An 18319-nucleotide genomic window follows, 5' to 3' on the forward strand; every position below is an offset into this window, starting at 1 on the left:
CCGACCTGTCTATCTGGCCATAGCTAAGGTGGCGCAAAAGGTTTTTGGTTTAGTCCAGAGGGATTTAGCCCATTAATGTCGGACAAATCTGCCCGACCTGCGGGTTTGAACAATTAGCTGCCGTTTGAAGCAGTCCGGTACACAAAATCCTCAAGACTTACTGCTACGCCACCACTGGATTCATCATGCCGGGTACACACGGTTTCAGGATAATAGCCGCTTAGTGCAACTTCCGGTGTGGTTTTAATGGGGAAGCAGTCATTTGGGAGTGTTTGCATGTAGCTTTGTGCCAGCATCTCCTCATAGAAAATGACTTCGGCATCGTACACCCCATAAATCCAGGAGCGGGTAAAAGGAGTTCCGGAAAACTCTGCTGCAGTGGTGTCAACCAGATGGTTGCCCATGGCGGGAGCGGCCGCACCTACGTTAATATAATCGGGATGCATCAGATGATCGGGTACGGGCTTGGTGGCAATTTCATACTGATCGCAGCGAAGAAACTCTGGACCGCAGTCGCCGCGTTGCAGGCCAAATATTTTTTCTATGGGGGCGATGTAAAAGTGCACATCAAAATGCGGTTCATTCCAAATGCCATCTGGAATATGCCCTTCCAGGTTCCAGTTTACCAAAGCCCATTTAAAAGGCATGTCCACGTTACGTGTGATGGTTGCAGGCAGGGGGATCACCCGCTCGTGCCACGGCATGCATTCGGTGTCGGTGTCAATACTTCCGCTATTGTCGTGATCAAAACATCGATTACCGTCTGAAAGCGTTGTAGGTGGACTATCGAGAGCCTCCTTTGAAAATGAGACCCCTATTTTCAGCGGATTCCCATCTTTATCAATCTCCCCAAAAGTTTCCAGTGTACCTTCACCCATGGCAACCACAGCGCCCTTTAGTGACTTGGTCTCAGTTTCATTAGCCTTAATTTTTGTACAGGCAATAACTCCGGCTAGTAAAATACAGCTCATTGCCATCCATTGAATGGTTGGTTTCATATACCCTCCTAATTTATTGTATCACCCCCTTTCCACATACCGATAGCGACCTCGAAAAAGAATAAATCAGTTTTTATTTATGAAAAATAATGTAATAAGCAGGGGTGGTTTTCAAAAAGACCAGCTTCTGAAGGTTAATGAGAATTTAAAAGCCGGTTAAAAATCTTTAATAGCCGACTTTTAAATCTTGCCGTAGAGTGCTGTTTTCTAAACCCTGACTTGACTATCTTCAGGCCAAATTCAGCTTAAATTTATTTGTTATGGAGTTTTTGAAGTCATTAGGTATTGAAGGTATTAATCCAGGGACCAGTACCGGTTGCAGGCATTTTGAGAGCAAAGAGAGTATTAGCAGTTTCACCCCTTCCGACGGGAAGAAAATTGCTACCGTAGGCACAACTACCCGCGAACAATACGAGCATGTGGTGGCAGAGGCCGAGAAAGCATTTAAAGTATGGCGCGAAATGCCCGCCCCTCAACGAGGAGATATTGTACGGCAGATCGGGGAAAAACTGCGTGAGTATAAAGAACCGCTTGGCAAACTGGTGACTTATGAAATGGGTAAGATTTACCAGGAAGGCCTTGGCGAAGTACAAGAGATGATTGATATCTGTGATTTTGCCGTGGGGCAATCACGTATGTTGTATGGAAAGACCATGCACAGCGAGCGTCCGCAGCACCGGATGTACGAGCAATGGCATCCCTTGGGTATTGTAGGTATTATTTCCGCATTTAACTTTCCGGTTGCCGTTTGGAGCTGGAATGCAATGATTGCCGCTGTTTGTGGCAACGTGATGATATGGAAAGGCTCCGAGAAAACCCCATTATGTGGCGTGGCCGTGCAAAAAATTGTAGCTAAAGTGCTCAAAGAAAATAACCTGCCCGAAGGCATTTTTAACCTGGTAACGGGGGATCGTGAAGTAGGTGAATGGATGACCGAAGATCATCGCATCCCGTTGATCTCAGCCACAGGTTCAACCCGAATGGGCCGGGAAGTAGGCAAAACGGTGGCTTCCCGCTTAGGTAAAACCATTCTGGAGCTGGGCGGAAACAACGCCATTATCATTTCTGAAAACGCAGATATCGAGATGGCCATTCGTGCTACGGTATTTGGCGCAGTGGGTACCTGCGGGCAGCGTTGCACCAGCACGCGCCGACTCATTATTCATGAATCGGTGTACGACCAGGTGAAAGAGCGCTTGATGAATATTTATGAGAATATCACCATTGGTGATCCGCTGGATGAAGATACGCTGGTGGGCCCAATGATTGACGAAGGTGCTGTGGAAAACATGCAGAAGGCACTGGAAGCCATCAAAGAACAGGGTGGAGAAGTTATCTATGGGGGAGAAGTGCTGGATGAAGATGGTTTTTATGTACGTCCTGCGCTGGCCGAGGTTGAAAACGACTATGATATTGTACAGCAAGAAACTTTTGCCCCAATCCTGTATCTCATCAAATATGAAACCCAGGAAGAAGCCATGGTAATGCACAACGGCGTGAAGCAGGGACTCAGTTCGTCCATGTTTACGCTGAATATGCGCGAAGCCGAGAAATTCTTAAGCGCGGCGGGATCAGATTGCGGAATTGCCAACATCAACATTGGCACCAGCGGGGCCGAAATAGGCGGTGCTTTTGGGGGAGAGAAAGAAACGGGAGGCGGGCGAGAATCCGGCTCGGATGCCTGGAAAGCCTACATGCGCCGTCAAACCAATACCATCAATTGGGGCGATTCATTACCGCTTGCACAGGGCATCGATTTTGATGTTTAGTATTAATTGAAGATTAAAGATTAAAAATGGAAGATTTTTTTGATCCAATGGTAGCTTTAGGAAATGACAAGCCCCCTACTGCTACTCTTGCTTCAACTTACTTTGCATAAGCATTGTAAATCTGGAAATCTTCCATTTTTTAATCTTCCATTTTAAATCATGCTCTCCTGTTTTCAGGGTTTGGATACTCGAGAAAGAGTATCCAAAAGTCTATCAACTCAAATGCCACTGCCTTGAACACCATCCAAAAACTTATTGATACGCTGGAGCTGGAAGAGCATCCCGAGGGCGGCTACTTCAAAGAGACCTACCGCAGCGAGGAAATCATCCCCGAAAAAGAATTACCGGAAGTGTTTGAAGGGGAGCGTAACTGCTGCACGGGCATCTATTTTCTGCTGACTTCCGATACCTTCTCGGCCTTCCACAAAATCCACCAGGATGAGATGTGGCATTTTTATGAGGGATCATCGTTAACCATACACATGATTTATTCCGATGGCCGGTATGAAAAACAGGAAGTCGGAATGAATTTAGAAAAAGGTGAACGTCCACAATTTACGGTGCCTAAAGAAGTTTGGTTTGCAGCTGAGGTAAGTGAACCGAATAGCTATAGTTTAGTGGGATGCACGGTTTCACCGGGATTTGATTTCCGGGATTTTGAATTGGCGGAACGGGAGTCTTTAACAAAGCGGTTTTACAATCATGGCGATATCATATCCAAATTTACTCGCGCCTGAGGCATGAAACTTCCTCATTTGCGATATTCAATCTCATACAAGATTTTATCTCAAGCAGCGTTTAGAAGGGCCTAAAATAAAATTCAGCATTATCGCAAAAAAACCAATAGTTTTATAGCTCACTCATTCAACAACCGAACTTTATGCAACAAGTAGCGAACAAAAACTGGAGTCCAACTTCCTGGAAAGAGAAACCGGTAAAACAATTGCCGGATTATCCGGATCAGGAAAAATTAGAGCAGAGCTATCAAGTACTAAAGGATTTACCGCCATTGGTAACTTCCTGGGAAATCGAGGCTCTTAAAAATAAACTGGCTGACGTAGCGGCCGGAAAAGGATTTTTACTTCAAGGGGGTGACTGTGCCGAGAGTTTTGATGCCACCAAAGCACCCAAGATTGTAAACATGGTGAAGGTGTTGCTGCAAACCAGTTTCATCCTGATTCATGAGATGGGAATCCCCGTACTACGGGTGGGCCGCATTGCCGGACAGTATGCCAAGCCGCGATCCAATGATTTTGAAACGGTGGATGGAGAAAAAATTCATAACTATCGTGGCGACCTTATCAATAGTTTTGAATCAGATTCTGGGGCACGCATGCCAGATCCTGATCGTCTCATTGAAGGATATCATAAAGCCGGGCTTACCCTGAACTTTTTGCGCGCTCTTGCGGATGAAGGCTTTGCCGATTTACATCATCCCGAGCAGTGGGAACTCGATTTTATGCGGAATAACGAGTATTACAAGGATTATGAAGACATGGTGTCATCCATCACCAAAGCCGTGAAGTTTGTGGAAGCCATTGCTCCCGATACTTTTACCACCCTGCAGAAAGTTGATTTCTACACCTCGCACGAGGCACTAAATCTGTATTACGATTCAGCCCAAACCCGTCCTGTGCCCCGCAAGAATGGCCACTTTAACCTGAGTGCACATATGGTATGGCTGGGCAACCGAACCCGTGATCTGGATGGAGCTCATGTAGAATATTTCAGAGGCATTAACAACCCGGTGGGGATTAAAATAGGACCTCCATATGAAATTGATGAGACTCTAAAACTGATTGAGGCACTGAATCCCAATCATGAAGCTGGGAAAATTGTGTTGATTACTCGTTTTGGTAAAGACATCATTGAAGATGAATTGCCTAAGTTGATCAAAGCCGTTCGTCAGGAAGGTTTCCCTGTGGTATGGAGCTCAGATCCGATGCACGGAAATACCTTTAGCACTGATGGTGGTATTAAGACCCGTAATTTCGACGCTATTTTGAGCGAGATGCAATCGGCTTTCGCCATTCACCGCTCAGAAGGAAGCTATTTGGGAGGCGTTCACCTGGAGCTTACCGGTGATAACGTGACCGAATGCGTAGGCGGAGCAAATGGCCTGGATGTGAAAGGGCTCAATAAAAACTACGAGACTTTCTGCGATCCCCGCCTGAATTATGAGCAGAGCCTGGAAATGGCCTTTCTCGTAGCCCGCGAATGGAAGAAAAGCTATTCGTAGGAAATTCAAGATTTAAGATTGGTTGTGAGCCAATTTTAGACTTTTCATGAAGCCGCGGCATTTTGCTTGCGGCTTTTTTCATGAACCGCAAAGAATGCCAGGAGGCGCAAAGTTCTCTGAAGAAATAAATGCCCCATATAATTCAAAATTCATCATCCAAAATCCTAATCTTTAATCTTTAATTTTGAATCTTTAATCACCCCACCTCTGCCATTTTGATCAGCAATTCTGCCACCGCTTCAAAAGCGTCATAATCACTTTGTCAGCTTCAAATAGCAGTCTGAAATTTCATCAGCATTTTTTGCCCGACTGTCAGGACTGCTTTCAGAGCAGTTTATTGGCACATGCCTTGCAATATTACTTGTGAATTTTTGAAACAAAGAAATCAAAATTAACAGCGAGGTTAGTTATGGCACTTATCAATTATACCCGACCAAACTTAGACGTTCAGAACAAACGATTCAGTGACATCTTAGACGAATTCTTCAACGATTCACTGAAATACCGCAATGATTCTTTCACTCCCAGTGTAGATATCTCAGAAACCGAAGAGAATTTTGAAGTTTCTGTAGCACTACCGGGAATGAATAAAGATGATATTCAGGTAGATCTTGAAAATGGTCGCCTGACTATTAGCGGTGAACGCAAATTTGAAAATGAAGACAAAGGCAAAAACTACCATCGTGTAGAATCCGGATTCGGAACCTTTAGCCGTTCCTTCCATCTGCCCGATACGGTAGACGAAAGCAGCATTTCCGCCAAATACGAAAATGGCGTACTGAACATCACTATTGCCAAGAATGAAGAGAAAGTTAAAAGACAGATCGAGGTATCGTAACCCGATCGTATTTTAGGTTAAGGGAACCGGAGCCGTTTGATTACGGCTTCGGTCTTATTTTTTGTAAGGCTTGTAAAGATTATCACAAGCATACAATTTTTTTATATACACGCGTTGTAGAGAGCGAATAACAAACTTCATCAAAACTTGAGGAATTATGAATACGACCGTTCGAAATATATTCGGGGTGGCTGCAGCAATATTGGTATTGCTTGGAGTAAACATAGCCACCGATAATATTAATGGAGCCTTCAATGGAACAGAAAAGGAAGGTAATGTCGACTCAGTAGTAAACACAGAAAAACCAACACCTGCGGAAAACCGATCTGTAGCATCTCTAAAAGATTTTAATGATGCTATTGTAGACATCGCTGAAAAAACCAACCCGGCGGTAGTTACCATCACCACCAAGCGTACCCAGGAAATAAGAAGAGTAAATCCTTTCTCCCAGTTTTTTGGGATGCCACAAGGTGAAGGACAAACTCAAGAGCGTATTCAGCGTGGGCTGGGATCCGGAGTGATTGTCTCTGAGGATGGTTATATCCTTACCAACAACCACGTGATTGATAACACCGATGAGATCACTGTACGGATGTACAGTGGCGAAGAAGTGGAAGCCGAACTGATAGGCACCGATCCACAAACTGATATTGCGGTGCTGAAAGTAGAAGAAAATAACCTGCCGGCAGTAACTTTAGGTAACAGCGACAACCTGAAAGTAGGCTCTTTTGTATTGGCTATCGGTAGTCCGCTGAGTGAAAATTTAGCACACACCGTATCCTTCGGTATTGTGAGTGCACGGGGCCGTTCGCTTACTAACCTGACAGCATATGGTGATTACATCCAGACTGATGCCGCTATCAACCCTGGAAACTCCGGAGGAGCCCTTATTGATGTGAACGGGCAACTGGTAGGCATTAACTCGGCTATAGCATCCCGCTCGGGCGGTAATGATGGTATTGGCTTTGCGATCCCTGCAAACCTTGCCAAGCGTATTATGGATGATTTAGTTGATGACGGTGAAGTTAGCCGTGGCTACCTGGGCATGACAATGGGCGGTGAAGTAGATCAAACCATGGCTAAAGCTTTAGACCTGGATGATACCCGCGGAATCATGGTAGGAAGAGTAGAAGAGGGCAGTCCGGCCGAAAATGCGGGTTTACAAGCTGAAGATGTAATCGTATCTTTGAACGGTGAGGAGATAAGAAACTGGGACAACTTCCGAACAAGCATTGCATCATTCAAACCCGGAGACGAAATAACACTGGGTATTGTTAGAGACAATGACAATATGGAACTGGAAGTAACGTTAGGTGAACGTCCCGATGATGCAACAGCATCCGCTTCTTCTCAGGATAAAGATGATTTAAATGAGCGATTAGGTTTCACCGTTACTGATTTGACTGCTGAAATAAGAAGACAGTTGGATCTCGAAAACGAAACGGAAGGCGTTATTGTTAGGAATGTACGCCAAGGCAGCGATGCCTTTGAACGAGGACTCAGAAGAGGAGATGTAATCACTTCTGTAAACAAGAATAAAATTGATTCATCCGATGAATTTTATTCTCAGCTTGAACGTTCATTATCTGAAGAAGACAACGTTGTACTATTGACAGTCCTCCGTAACGACGTGAAACAATACCTGGCTTTTGAACTATAACTTATTGAAGAACATTTGTACCCCGAAAACCCAAACCTTGATCCCTGATACGGATCAGGGTTTTTCTTAGAATGTATTGATGGGAGCGATTGATAGATTCTGTGCTGTTTACAAAAAATTGCACAGATAAAATAGAATCATTTCGTATCTTAAGGATTACAGAATTTTTGTACCCCGAAAAACCCAAACCCCGTGCTCTGATACAGCTCGGGGTTTTTTTATGGGATTTTGGTTTTGGGTAGATAAGAAATAGAACGCGGATGACACGGATTAAGCGGATAGGAAAAAAGTAATCTTGGCTTAAATTCAGATTTGCCCCGTTCTTCTTCCTTATGCCGTATCACCATCAAAACAAATTGCGGGCAAAGTAGTAGCGGATGCTGGCATTGACGTTCCAGTTAAACAATTTTTCCTTCATAGTAACAACGCTCTCTCTATTATAGATTTCCATTCCCACAGAAGCACCTCCGGTTAGAGCAATTCGATTTTCAATAAAATAGCTGAGGTTACCTGATAAATATGTTGTGTTCCTTAAATAGTCGAAGTTAGATGTATTCAGTTTACGCTTAGGATTAAGAAGCTGATTTTGCAGACGGGTGGTAAATAGATACCGGTCTGTCAAAGTCCATAGCCAGTTAAAAGAGGTTTGTGATGATAAAGTCCACTTTAAGTCACTTTCGTCTTCAAGAGGGAATTGAAGGTTATTTTCGCTGACAAAGCTGATCTGGTGATTCAGGTTCAGGTTTTTATACCATCTGATAGTGGCTGTGGTAATCAGCGCTTTATTGATGTCGGTATCGCGATCTATACTTGTTTCTCCCAATTGTTTGCTCTCTTCTCTTCGCAAACGGTTAAAGTAACTAAAGGTACCGGAAATTGAGGTTTCAAAACCTTCCAGCCGTTGTCCCAGTGTTTCGTTTAATACATCAGTGAGATATAACAAATTGTAAGCATTTATCGCATCTAATTTTCCGGATAAAACCTGGTTCATATCACCCCAAAAATATTTTTGATAGCGATCGGTAGTTCGTTGATACCCTCGTAATTTGGTAAAGTGTTCTGCAGTAGCGATAATTTCCCTGTTAGTTAAGGAGGCTTCTCCAAGGCTTTTGTATCGTTCATTAAGACGAATAGCTCGAATTTGTGGCGTGATATTTCGGAGACGGCCAAAACCAATACCGAGTTCCGGGTTTAGATATAATCGCCTTTCCAACAGATCCCTTCTTCTTTTAGGTAGTATATCATCAGAACCTTTTCGGGAATAATCAGTCCACTGGTATCTAAAGTCGGCATCAATAGCAGTAAGGAGAAAGAAATTCTCGTTTAGGTAGTTCTGAATACTTAGATCCACTTGATAATTACTGCCGTAAGAACCGTTATATATATCCCGGTCGTAACCTAAAGCCCTTATTTCAGTGTTTGAGTCATATTCATATTCAAGCTGTCTGCTTGAACCTTGCAAGCAGGTATTAACTCCTAATCGGGTATTCAAAGAGATTGTTTTATCCTCTGACTGCCGAAAATAACGATACGCCGGGGTTAAATTAATACGTATGGAATGAGTATTGTGATCGGTATCTGTTGTAACTATGCCGGATTGACTGATATCAAAAAGTTCGTCATCAATCCGTAAGTATTCACCGGAAGATTGAAACGAACCGCTCTCCAAATAAAAATTACTGTATCCCCAATCCGGCAGGCGGTAGTCGAGGATGTATTGAAAATCGGTGCTGTCCGAAAAACCGATACTTTGTTGGGCGAAAAGAGGGGAGCTACATACAGTTAAAAAGAGAAGAGCGAAAGGTAAGGCAGGTTTCTTCATGTCATCTGGGTTTAGGTTAGAACATTTTGGCATTTGTACCTGACTGTTAACATCATAAAAGACAGTATATAGTTTAATAACATGTAAATGCGACACTATAAAAAAACAGGCACGGTTTTGGATTTATTTCATCCAGAAAAGAACACAAAAGGAGATGAACCATGAATTTGAATAAATTTACTTTAAAGGCACAGGAAGCCGTACAAAAGGCACTGGAAATAGCCCAGGGAGAGAACAACCAGGCGGTGGAGCCTGCTCATATCCTGAAAGCATTTTTAAGTGACAGTGAGAGTATTGTAAACACTCTGCTGGATAAGTTGGGAGCCAACAGTCAGGGTATTGGAAATGCATTAGACAGTATCATAGCTCGTTTGCCCAATGTACAAGGGGCTTCGGTGACGGGACAATACCTGTCCAATACCAGCAAAGAGGCTTTCGATAAAGCCCAGAAACAAGCCACTGAAATGGGCGATGATTACATCAGCTCGGAGCACGTACTGATTGGTCTTACCCAGGTGAAGGGTGAAGTGAGCAGCGTGTTGAAAGATCAGGGTGTGACCAAGGATAACATCCTGAAAGTATTAACGGATGTACGCGGTAACCAATCGGTGGATGACCCCAATGCAGAAAGTCGCTACGGAGCCCTCAAGAAATACGGTCGTGATCTGAACGAGCAAGCAGAAAAGAATAAGTTGGACCCGGTGATTGGCCGTGATCAGGAAATCCGGCGCGTGATGCAGATTTTATCCCGCCGAACCAAAAACAACCCGGTGTTGATTGGCGAGCCCGGCGTGGGTAAAACCGCCATCGCCGAAGGTATGGCGCTGCGTATTGTGCGGGGGGATGTACCCGAAGGTCTCAAGTCCAAGCGTATTGTAGCCTTGGATATGGGATCACTGGTAGCCGGAACCAAATTCCGGGGTGAGTTTGAAGAACGCCTGAAAGCCATCGTGAAGGAAGTGACCGAATCCGACGGGGAAGTGATCCTGTTTATTGATGAGATTCATACCCTGGTGGGAGCCGGTGCTACTGAAGGTGCCATGGATGCCGCCAACATTCTGAAGCCGGCTCTGGCCCGTGGTGAACTGCATGCCATAGGCGCCACCACGCTGGACGAATACCGTAAGCACATCGAAAAAGACAAAGCCCTGGAGCGACGCCTGCAAACGGTGCTGATTAATGAGCCCTCGGTAGAAGATACCGTATCCATCCTTCGTGGATTGCAGGAACGCTACGAGGTGCACCACGGGGTTCGTATTAAAGATGCTGCGGTGGTGGCTGCAGCCGAGCTTTCACACCGTTACATCGGCGATCGTTTTCTGCCGGATAAAGCCATTGACCTGATTGACGAGGCCGCTTCCCGTTTGCGATTGCAGATTGACTCGTTGCCGGAAGAACTGGATGCGCTGGAGCGACAAATCCGTCAGCTTGAGATCGAACGCGAGGCCCTGAAGCGAGAGAAAGATGAATCCAAGATCGAAGGCATCGAAAAAGAACTGGCCGATTTGGAAGAGCAGCGCAAAACCATGCACGTGCAGTGGGAGAAAGAACGTGACTTGATCCAGAAAGTGCGCGAATTAAAGCAGGTGATAGATACTACCCGCAACGAAGCCGACAAAGCCGAGAGGCAGGGCAACTACGAAAAAGTGGCTGAGTTACGCTACGGTACTATCGCCCAGCTGGAAAATGATCTGAAAGAATCGCAGGCCAAGCTGGATGATATGCAGGAAAATCAATCCCTGCTAAAAGAGGAAGTGGATGCTGAAGACATCGCCGATATTGTAGCGCGCTGGACCGGCATCCCCGTCCGCAAGATGTTGCAGAGTGAGCGTAAGAAACTGCTCCACCTGGAAGAAGAATTGCACAAGCGAGTTGTTGGTCAGGATAAAGCCATTGAGGCCATTTCTGATGCCGTACGTCGCTCCCGTGCCGGTTTGCAGGATGAACAAAAGCCGATTGGGTCGTTTTTCTTCCTTGGCTCTACCGGGGTTGGTAAAACCGAGCTGGCCCGTTCGCTGGCTGATTTCCTGTTTAATGACGAGCAAGCCATGATCCGCATTGATATGAGTGAGTACATGGAGAAACACAGCGTGAGCCGTTTGGTAGGTGCGCCTCCGGGATACGTGGGCTACGATGAAGGCGGACAACTAACCGAAGCTGCTCGCCGGCATCCGTATTCTGTAATATTGCTGGATGAGATCGAGAAAGCCCACCCGGATGTGTTTAACATCCTGCTGCAGGTGCTGGATGAAGGTCGCCTGACGGACAATAAGGGCACCACGGTGGATTTCAAAAATACCATCATCATCATGACTTCCAACATTGGTTCGCACCTTATTTCTAATGAAATCGAGAAAACCGGCGGCGATATGACGGACGAGAAATACGAAGAGCTGCAGAACAAGCTGATTGATCAGCTGAAGCAGACTATTCGTCCTGAATTCCTGAACCGTGTGGACGACACCATCGTATTCCACCCGCTGGGCAAAGAGCATATCCGGTCAATAGTGGATATTCAACTGCGCCGTGTACACGAGATGCTCGGTAAAAACGAAGTGACGCTGGAGGTCCCCGAAAAAGTTAAAGACTGGCTGGCTGAGCGTGGATACGACCCGGTATACGGAGCTCGTCCGTTGAAGCGGGTAATCCAGCAGAACATTACCAACAGGCTGGCTACTCTGCTCATTAGCCGTGATGAAGAAGGTCCGGTGCACTTTGAAGCTACCATGGCGAAGAATGGCGAGTACATAGATTTTGCCGAGGTGGTGGAAGATGTAGATGCCTGGGCGGAAACGGATTAAAGATTCAAGATTTAAAATTCAAGACTTGAAAAAGAGTAGGGCGGACAGATTTGTCCGCCTTTCTTTTACATGGAAAGGATGGGAATTTTGAGTGTTGAATTAAAGTGCCGTGGAGTTCAGGTACATATCTCCAAGAACAGAAGTTGTTGCGAGCTCCGTATTCACCTCAGTTTCTGATCCAATTCAACATTCAAAATTCAAAACTTAAAATTCCTTCCACGTTTGATTCTCGTTCCGCCGCTCTGCTGCGGAATGTATGTCAGAGGCTCTGCCTCGCAAACCTCATTTGCTACTTATCTTCCATAAAATTAGATTCTATCGTCAATAGAAATAAATTTTCGGATAAAAAATGGGGTATCGAGTTTTAGGGTGCGTACTGTTAGTTCTAACGGTCTCTTGCACCTCTTCAGAAGAGCAGGAAAATAAGCAAATAGCTTTTAGCGCTACCTATAAAAAAGTGCTGGAAATCAGTGGTCAGGAAGGACCGGAGGCAAGCTGGATGTTACGCCCCGGCAATATCTCCCTGGATAAGGAAGGCCGTATTTACATCACTGATGAGCAGCGGAATTTCATACAAAAATTCGACTCATCAGGTACTTTCATTCAGAAGATAGGCGCTTCAGGCAGTGGGCCGGGCGAGTTTAACAATCTGTTTGGGGTATATGCAGATAGTGTACTCATTGGCTTTTCCAGAGGTACTTCCAGAATGCTCAGGTTTTCGCTTGATGGAGATTTTCAACAATCCTATCCCATACAAGGCGTCTCCTCAAAACCCCAAATGCACCGTATCGGAGATCAGTTCCTACTGTTTCATGTGAACTACGGGGATGCCCCGGATGAAAAATACACCCTGCATATCTACAATAAATCCTTCGAATTGATCGACGAACAGATTCATTTATCCGAATTATATGAGAACTTTAACCCCGATCACACGAACCTGGCTTTGGCTTTTCCCAATTCGGTGGTTTTTTTAGATGATAGCCGATTACTGATGGCGCCGGCCATTTATTCCGGAAAACTTTTTGAATACAAGCTGAACCCTCAAAGCGGTGAGTGGGAGCAGGCATCCGTCGTAGAAGGGAAGTCAATAGCCAAAGGGTATTCGGTGTTAAACAACAGTAAGGATGCCGATATGGTGCTTTTCCCGAAGCACAGCGATGATGGTCTGTATTTTCGCATATACGGACAATCTATGTACTTGTCGCAATTGAGGGACGGCCGGTACGTACACTTCATTCGCCGGGATGTGGATCAGATCCGGGAATATGGTATAGAGCTCTACGATGAAGACTTAAATTTCCTGGGCTACAAGGAACTGCTGACCGATCCGAACCCTAATGACGAAGAGAAAATTATTTTAAGGCAACCTCAGGATATGGATAGCAGAAACCGGTTTTACAGTATCGATTTTGGCGATGACGGGGCGATGGTGGTAGCGCACGAATTGGTGATTGAGAATTAAAGATTAAAGATTGCAGAAAATGCGCTCGTTTCACCGCGCCGTTTCGAAATGTCTTAAGGGGCTTTTTCCAGCCAAGTCCTGAAGGGACACCAGCACCAGTGCAGGGCAACGCCCTGTGAAACAAACGCCCGCCAAAGCAAAAGCCCAATGGGGCGTAATTACCAACGGACCGGGAAGTCCGGGCAGGCATTGCTCCCGAAGGGATACCCGGGACGCAACCAAATAGTTTAGGAACAAGCACGTCCAATTATTTATAGGTTAATAATTTCTAATGTAACATTGGGGGGGGTATTGCTCTTAGCTATAGATTGGTGTGGAATAAAAACCAAGGGGTAAATTCACGCCAATTATTGGAAGGACACATGAGAGTGGTTATGGTAATGGGTACAATTACAAACAAAAAAAACAGAAAGAATATGGGAAAACTTCCAATTGAGCAGGCAATAATATTTCTAAAAACTGAGATTAGAGGTGCTTACTCCAACCAAAACAGGGATAAGAAGTTAAGGGCAATTTCTTATATAGATATCAAACTGGGGGGTTGATATGCATTCCAGCTTCAAATCTGTTCAAGAAATATTAGAAAAGACCAAGAATGAAATAGTAGTCAATGGTTCTGACTTGCCACAAGATGTAAAAGACATGCTATGTTATATCCGGAAAAACTTATTCAATGATTCTTTAACTATTTCAGAAATGAGGAATGATTTAAGAATTTTGAATAAGAACTATGCTGCTAGATTTAAATTATATACTGGATATAATCCAAAAATATATATTATTGTAAAAAGACTAGAAACAGCAAAAAAAATTTTAACGAAAACTGAATTATCTATTACGCAAGTAAGTATTGCTTTGGGATTTTTATCACATTCATCTTTTAGCAAGATTTTTATAAAGAGTTTTGGGATAAGTCCTTCTAAGTGGATAGATGAGGAATTAAATTCAGATAAAAACTCACAAAAGTAAAAAACTAGTATAGTATACTATAAGAGCAATAAAATTTATACCATAATAATGAAATACTTAAAGCTGTTTTTAATTGCCACATTTTTAAGTGCAGGTGCATATTTTTTTTATTCTTCAGTAAGTAATCAAGATATTTTGAGCGAGGAAAGTGATAGAATAGAATATATTACAAATAAAGTACGCTTAGATAATATTGGTTTAAATAAGAGCCTAGATAAAAGAGATATAAGATTAGTTTTTGCATTAGAGAATGTTTCTTGTTCTTCTTGTTTGAATGAAATTGATAGCTATATAAATTTTATAGAAAAGACTTATCCAAAAAAGGATTTTAGTATTTTATTTTGGTTTAACATGGAGGATAGAGAGATTGCGGAGGGATATTATGAATCACTTGGAGGAAATTATGATTATTCATTTTCTGAGTTTGACACTACTTATTATAATTTATTAAGCAATGGTAATAAGTTATTGTTCGTGTCTGAATCAAATAATGTCTTTGCATATACAAGGGTACCTAATCTGATAACATCTGATGAAGAGAAAAAAAGCATATTCGATGATGTTGTCCATAACACTAATCTTAAAAGTAAATAATATGAGATACATAAATAACATACTAAAAATCAGTTTCATTTTTTTTGCAATATCTTTGTGCTTTTCACAATGGAATAGCTCAAAGGCATCATCTAAGAGTGACTTGAATAACAATAAATTTAGGACTAGTTGTTATTGGTGTCTTGAGGGTGATTGTCAAAGACAAGGTGGTGGGTCTGGATGGTCAGGCTGTGCTGATGGATATAGCTATTGTGGATTTAGTGGGAATAGTTGCTGTGTAAGTTGTTTTCAGTAATAAGTAAAAGAATAATCAATATTAATGGGCTGACTTTTAGTAAAGTAGCCCATTAATTTTTCTATATCACATGAAATAATGAAATCAATTAAAATAATAGCTTCATTCCTATTTTATTTTAGTTTAACTATAAGTATTGAGGCTCAGGACAAATTAAATATAGTCGTAGAAGAAGTCTCAGTTATTCAAACTGATGAAGATATATTTATAGGTGATCCAAGACATATTATTGCTGATAGTCTGATATATGTTGCAGATCATGTTGATTTGACAATAAAAGTCTTCAATAAGGGCGGGAAGTATATCTCTAAATTTGGTGGAAGGGGCCGTGGTCCTGGAGAAATGCTTGATATGTCTGTGTTCTGGAAAACTAAAAATCACTTATTAGTATTTGATAATTTAAATGCAAAAGTAATAAAATGGACTCTGGAAGGTGATTTTTTGGAAGAAATTTTTATAAAAAATAGTGAATTGCAATGGCCTAGGGCAGTAGAAAACTATAGAGAGACAAATCATTTGTTAGTATATCACTTACCGAATCCTGAAGATGAAAGCTTATTCCATATATGGGATGAAAATTTTGATAGAAGGGTAAGATCCTTTTCTATAATTTCTTTGATTGAAGATAATATGGATAATTCTCAGCTAGAAAAAAATTTAATGAAATTTCAACCTGGTTCAATAGTTATTGACCGTAATGGTAAACTTTATTATTCTCCTTTTTTGTACAGAGGTATAATTTATGAGTATGACCTATCTTCAGCAAATGATTGGAATAATGTATACAAGGGTTACTCCGTATCTAATGATGTGTATGATGAAGTTCGCCGTAAAAAAACCGGGGCAGCCAAAAATTATGACATAAGTTTTTCTTTAAATGGTATTTCTTACGCCATTTTACTAAAAAGTATAAGTGTTGGAATGTATGAAACTAAAGAAGGCTATTTAATACATTTCATATCCTTTGTTAAAAATGGAAGAAAATTATGGGGGTTTGAAGTTTATGATGAAAATAGAAACTATTTAGGCTTCAAAAACTTAGTTACTAAAGAAATAAAGGGAGAGGAGTCTACTTTGATACGGTTATTTACTAAAACAATTGATGATGAAAACCGTGTATTTGTAGTCGAAGACAAGGGGCAAGGGAAAAGGGAAATTAAATCATATAAAGTACATATCAACCAATAAAATGGGCTACCTTTGTTGAATAATACACCACGGACCGGGAGGCCCGCAAAGGCATTCCCAACCGGGTGATTGGGAACGATAACTGACGAGAGTTAATCAAGCCAAATTCTACCAAAGGTCATTCCTGCGCAGGCAGGAATCCTATTATTGATATAATATCAAAAGGTGAAAACCTGCAATGCAATGGTTCATAGTTAAGTGCATTAAACCCATCTAATGTAACAAAGCCGTTACTAATATCTCTTGAAATAAGCGGATATAGTAAAGAAGATTTAAATCCTCAAAATGGAACAAGTGGTACATAACACCTACGGCAGGTGCTGGATACCAGTATTCAGCAAATCGGTTTGTAATTGGAGCCAAAATTACGCTAAGCTACGTAGAATATATGTCAGACTTGCCAACTTTATTACCCGGATTGGGTATTAAATTTGGGTATAAATTTTGATAGATATATTTGCTATGATGAAATACATTTTTGTCCTTATTGTACTTTTTGTAGTAGATCCATTTAATGGGTACTCACAGGAGCTGAAATTATTAGCATCCTACGAAGAGCATATATATAGCCCAACTACTTTTTATGTGCTGGCAGAAGACACCATATTAACAGTAGAGTTAGGCAATAAGGAAGCAGTCCTGAACTTATTGGACTTAAAAAATAACAAAGTCATAAATTCTCAAAGGGCGGGTATGGGGCCCGGAGAGCTTGCTCAAAATGGAATGAAGTATATCACCAAAATAAGTAAAGACTCTATTTGGGTGTGGGATGATGGTCTTCGCCGGGGTATGCTATATGATCAAGAATTGAATTATATCACGGATATTAAAGCGGAGGATCATGCTATTAACGCTGCTTTGTATGTAAACGATTCAACGGTTATTGCAAAAAAACCATATGAGAACCATAGTGTAGTGGGGCTTTATCCTTTGGACAAACTTCGTATTAAAAGTATTCCTTATTACCATATTGCTTCTTACGTATACAAAAGCTTTAATCCCTTTTTTCGAAATCCCTTGCTAAATCAGGGGCCCATGTTAGTAGGTTCTAAAGAAACAGTATATATTGGTTTTGATTTTGGCTCTACTGTTCTTTCCATAGATCCAAATGGAAGTGTAGATACATTATCTACTCCTTATTTTTTTCCCTTTCCCAAGGTCACAAGCAATTCGGGATATATGGCTCCAGATCATGCAAAATCCCCCCTTACAACATTAAGTTTAAGCGGTGATGCAGAGTCAATTTATCTATTATTTTCAGGTGAAAAATTTGACGATAGTCCATTTAAAAATTTAGGTAGAGTGATTACTGGAAAAATTGCCGATGCCATTGAAGAATCTGAAAACGCAAAACAGGTATTTATATTTGATAAAAAAAGTAGAAAAGTTATTAACAGTTTTAATTTACCTGTGCAATCAAAAGTGATTCAGGTGTATAAAGATTTTCTTTATACTCTTTCCTATCAACAAGGAAAGTATGTTATACTAAAATTTGACTTTATTCGGTAATGTATTATTTAAAATTAATTTTAGGCATTTATTTTATTATTTCTAGTATAAATAGGTTTTTGACTTCCGACCATTTATTATTGGTACATAATACTTCTGATTTTTATCCGGTTTCGAAGTTATTTTTGGCAATTGTTGAATGTGGTATTGCAAGCTTGCTGTTAATATCATCAAGGCAAAAGTTGGTTGTTTTTGTAGGGCTTTTTCTTAT

The 18319-nt window shown here is 42.0% G+C and carries 13 protein-coding genes; 11 read left to right on the forward strand and 2 right to left on the reverse strand.

The window, feature by feature from the left end; all coding sequences use genetic code 11:
• Positions 1 to 113: 113 nt before the first annotated feature.
• Positions 114 to 998, reverse strand: coding sequence for a hypothetical protein (locus tag FN815_RS02590; protein WP_142453051.1), 885 nt, complete (start codon positions 996 to 998; stop codon positions 114 to 116).
• Positions 999 to 1258: 260 nt separating this feature from the next.
• Between FN815_RS02590 and amaB the strand changes: the two genes are divergently transcribed.
• From amaB to FN815_RS02615, 5 genes are all read left to right on the forward strand, one after another.
• A complete protein-coding gene (amaB, locus tag FN815_RS02595) occupies positions 1259 to 2767 on the forward strand; it encodes an L-piperidine-6-carboxylate dehydrogenase (protein ID WP_142453052.1) in 1509 nt (502 codons plus the stop codon).
• 233 nt (positions 2768 to 3000) lie between these two features.
• Positions 3001 to 3504 carry a cupin domain-containing protein gene (locus tag FN815_RS02600; protein WP_142453053.1) on the forward strand — a complete coding sequence of 168 codons (504 nt, stop codon included), beginning with the start codon at positions 3001 to 3003 and terminating at the stop codon, positions 3502 to 3504.
• Between the two features lie 143 nt (positions 3505 to 3647).
• On the forward strand, positions 3648 to 5006 hold the full coding sequence (locus FN815_RS02605; protein ID WP_142453054.1) for a class II 3-deoxy-7-phosphoheptulonate synthase: 1359 nt from the start codon (positions 3648 to 3650) through the stop codon (positions 5004 to 5006).
• A 409-nt stretch (positions 5007 to 5415) separates the two neighbouring features.
• The gene (locus tag FN815_RS02610) at positions 5416 to 5844 is read left to right on the forward strand and encodes an Hsp20/alpha crystallin family protein (protein ID WP_142453055.1); all 429 of its coding nucleotides are present in this window, start codon (positions 5416 to 5418) and stop codon (positions 5842 to 5844) included.
• Positions 5845 to 6001: 157 nt separating this feature from the next.
• Complete coding sequence (locus FN815_RS02615) at positions 6002 to 7504, forward strand: DegQ family serine endoprotease (RefSeq protein ID WP_142453056.1); 1503 nt, start codon at positions 6002 to 6004, stop codon at positions 7502 to 7504.
• A gap of 346 nt (positions 7505 to 7850) precedes the next feature.
• On the opposite strand, the gene FN815_RS02620 is transcribed toward FN815_RS02615, so the two are convergent.
• Positions 7851 to 9326, reverse strand: a complete 1476-nt coding sequence (locus FN815_RS02620; protein WP_142453057.1) for a hypothetical protein — start codon at positions 9324 to 9326, stop codon at positions 7851 to 7853.
• Positions 9327 to 9487: 161 nt separating this feature from the next.
• On the opposite strand from FN815_RS02620, the gene clpB reads away from it, so the two are divergent.
• From clpB to FN815_RS02650, 6 genes are all read left to right on the forward strand, one after another.
• Entirely contained in the window at positions 9488 to 12127 is a 2640-nt protein-coding gene (clpB, locus tag FN815_RS02625) for an ATP-dependent chaperone ClpB (protein ID WP_142453058.1), read from the forward strand.
• A gap of 349 nt (positions 12128 to 12476) precedes the next feature.
• Positions 12477 to 13592 (forward strand): 6-bladed beta-propeller, encoded by a 1116-nt coding sequence (locus FN815_RS02630; RefSeq protein WP_142453059.1) that lies wholly within the window; start codon positions 12477 to 12479, stop codon positions 13590 to 13592.
• Positions 13593 to 14138: 546 nt separating this feature from the next.
• Positions 14139 to 14561, forward strand: a complete 423-nt coding sequence (locus FN815_RS02635) for a helix-turn-helix transcriptional regulator (protein ID WP_142453060.1) — start codon at positions 14139 to 14141, stop codon at positions 14559 to 14561.
• Between the two features lie 48 nt (positions 14562 to 14609).
• Positions 14610 to 15155 (forward strand): hypothetical protein, encoded by a 546-nt coding sequence (locus FN815_RS02640; protein WP_142453061.1) that lies wholly within the window; start codon positions 14610 to 14612, stop codon positions 15153 to 15155.
• 334 nt (positions 15156 to 15489) lie between these two features.
• The gene (locus tag FN815_RS02645; RefSeq protein ID WP_142453062.1) at positions 15490 to 16599 is read left to right on the forward strand and encodes a 6-bladed beta-propeller; all 1110 of its coding nucleotides are present in this window, start codon (positions 15490 to 15492) and stop codon (positions 16597 to 16599) included.
• A gap of 462 nt (positions 16600 to 17061) precedes the next feature.
• Positions 17062 to 18108, forward strand: a complete 1047-nt coding sequence (locus FN815_RS02650; protein WP_142453063.1) for a hypothetical protein — start codon at positions 17062 to 17064, stop codon at positions 18106 to 18108.
• The last annotated feature ends 211 nt before the right edge of the window (positions 18109 to 18319 follow it).

The organism is Gracilimonas mengyeensis (assembly GCF_900182705.1).
GTDB lineage: Bacteria > Bacteroidota > Rhodothermia > Balneolales > Balneolaceae > Gracilimonas > Gracilimonas mengyeensis.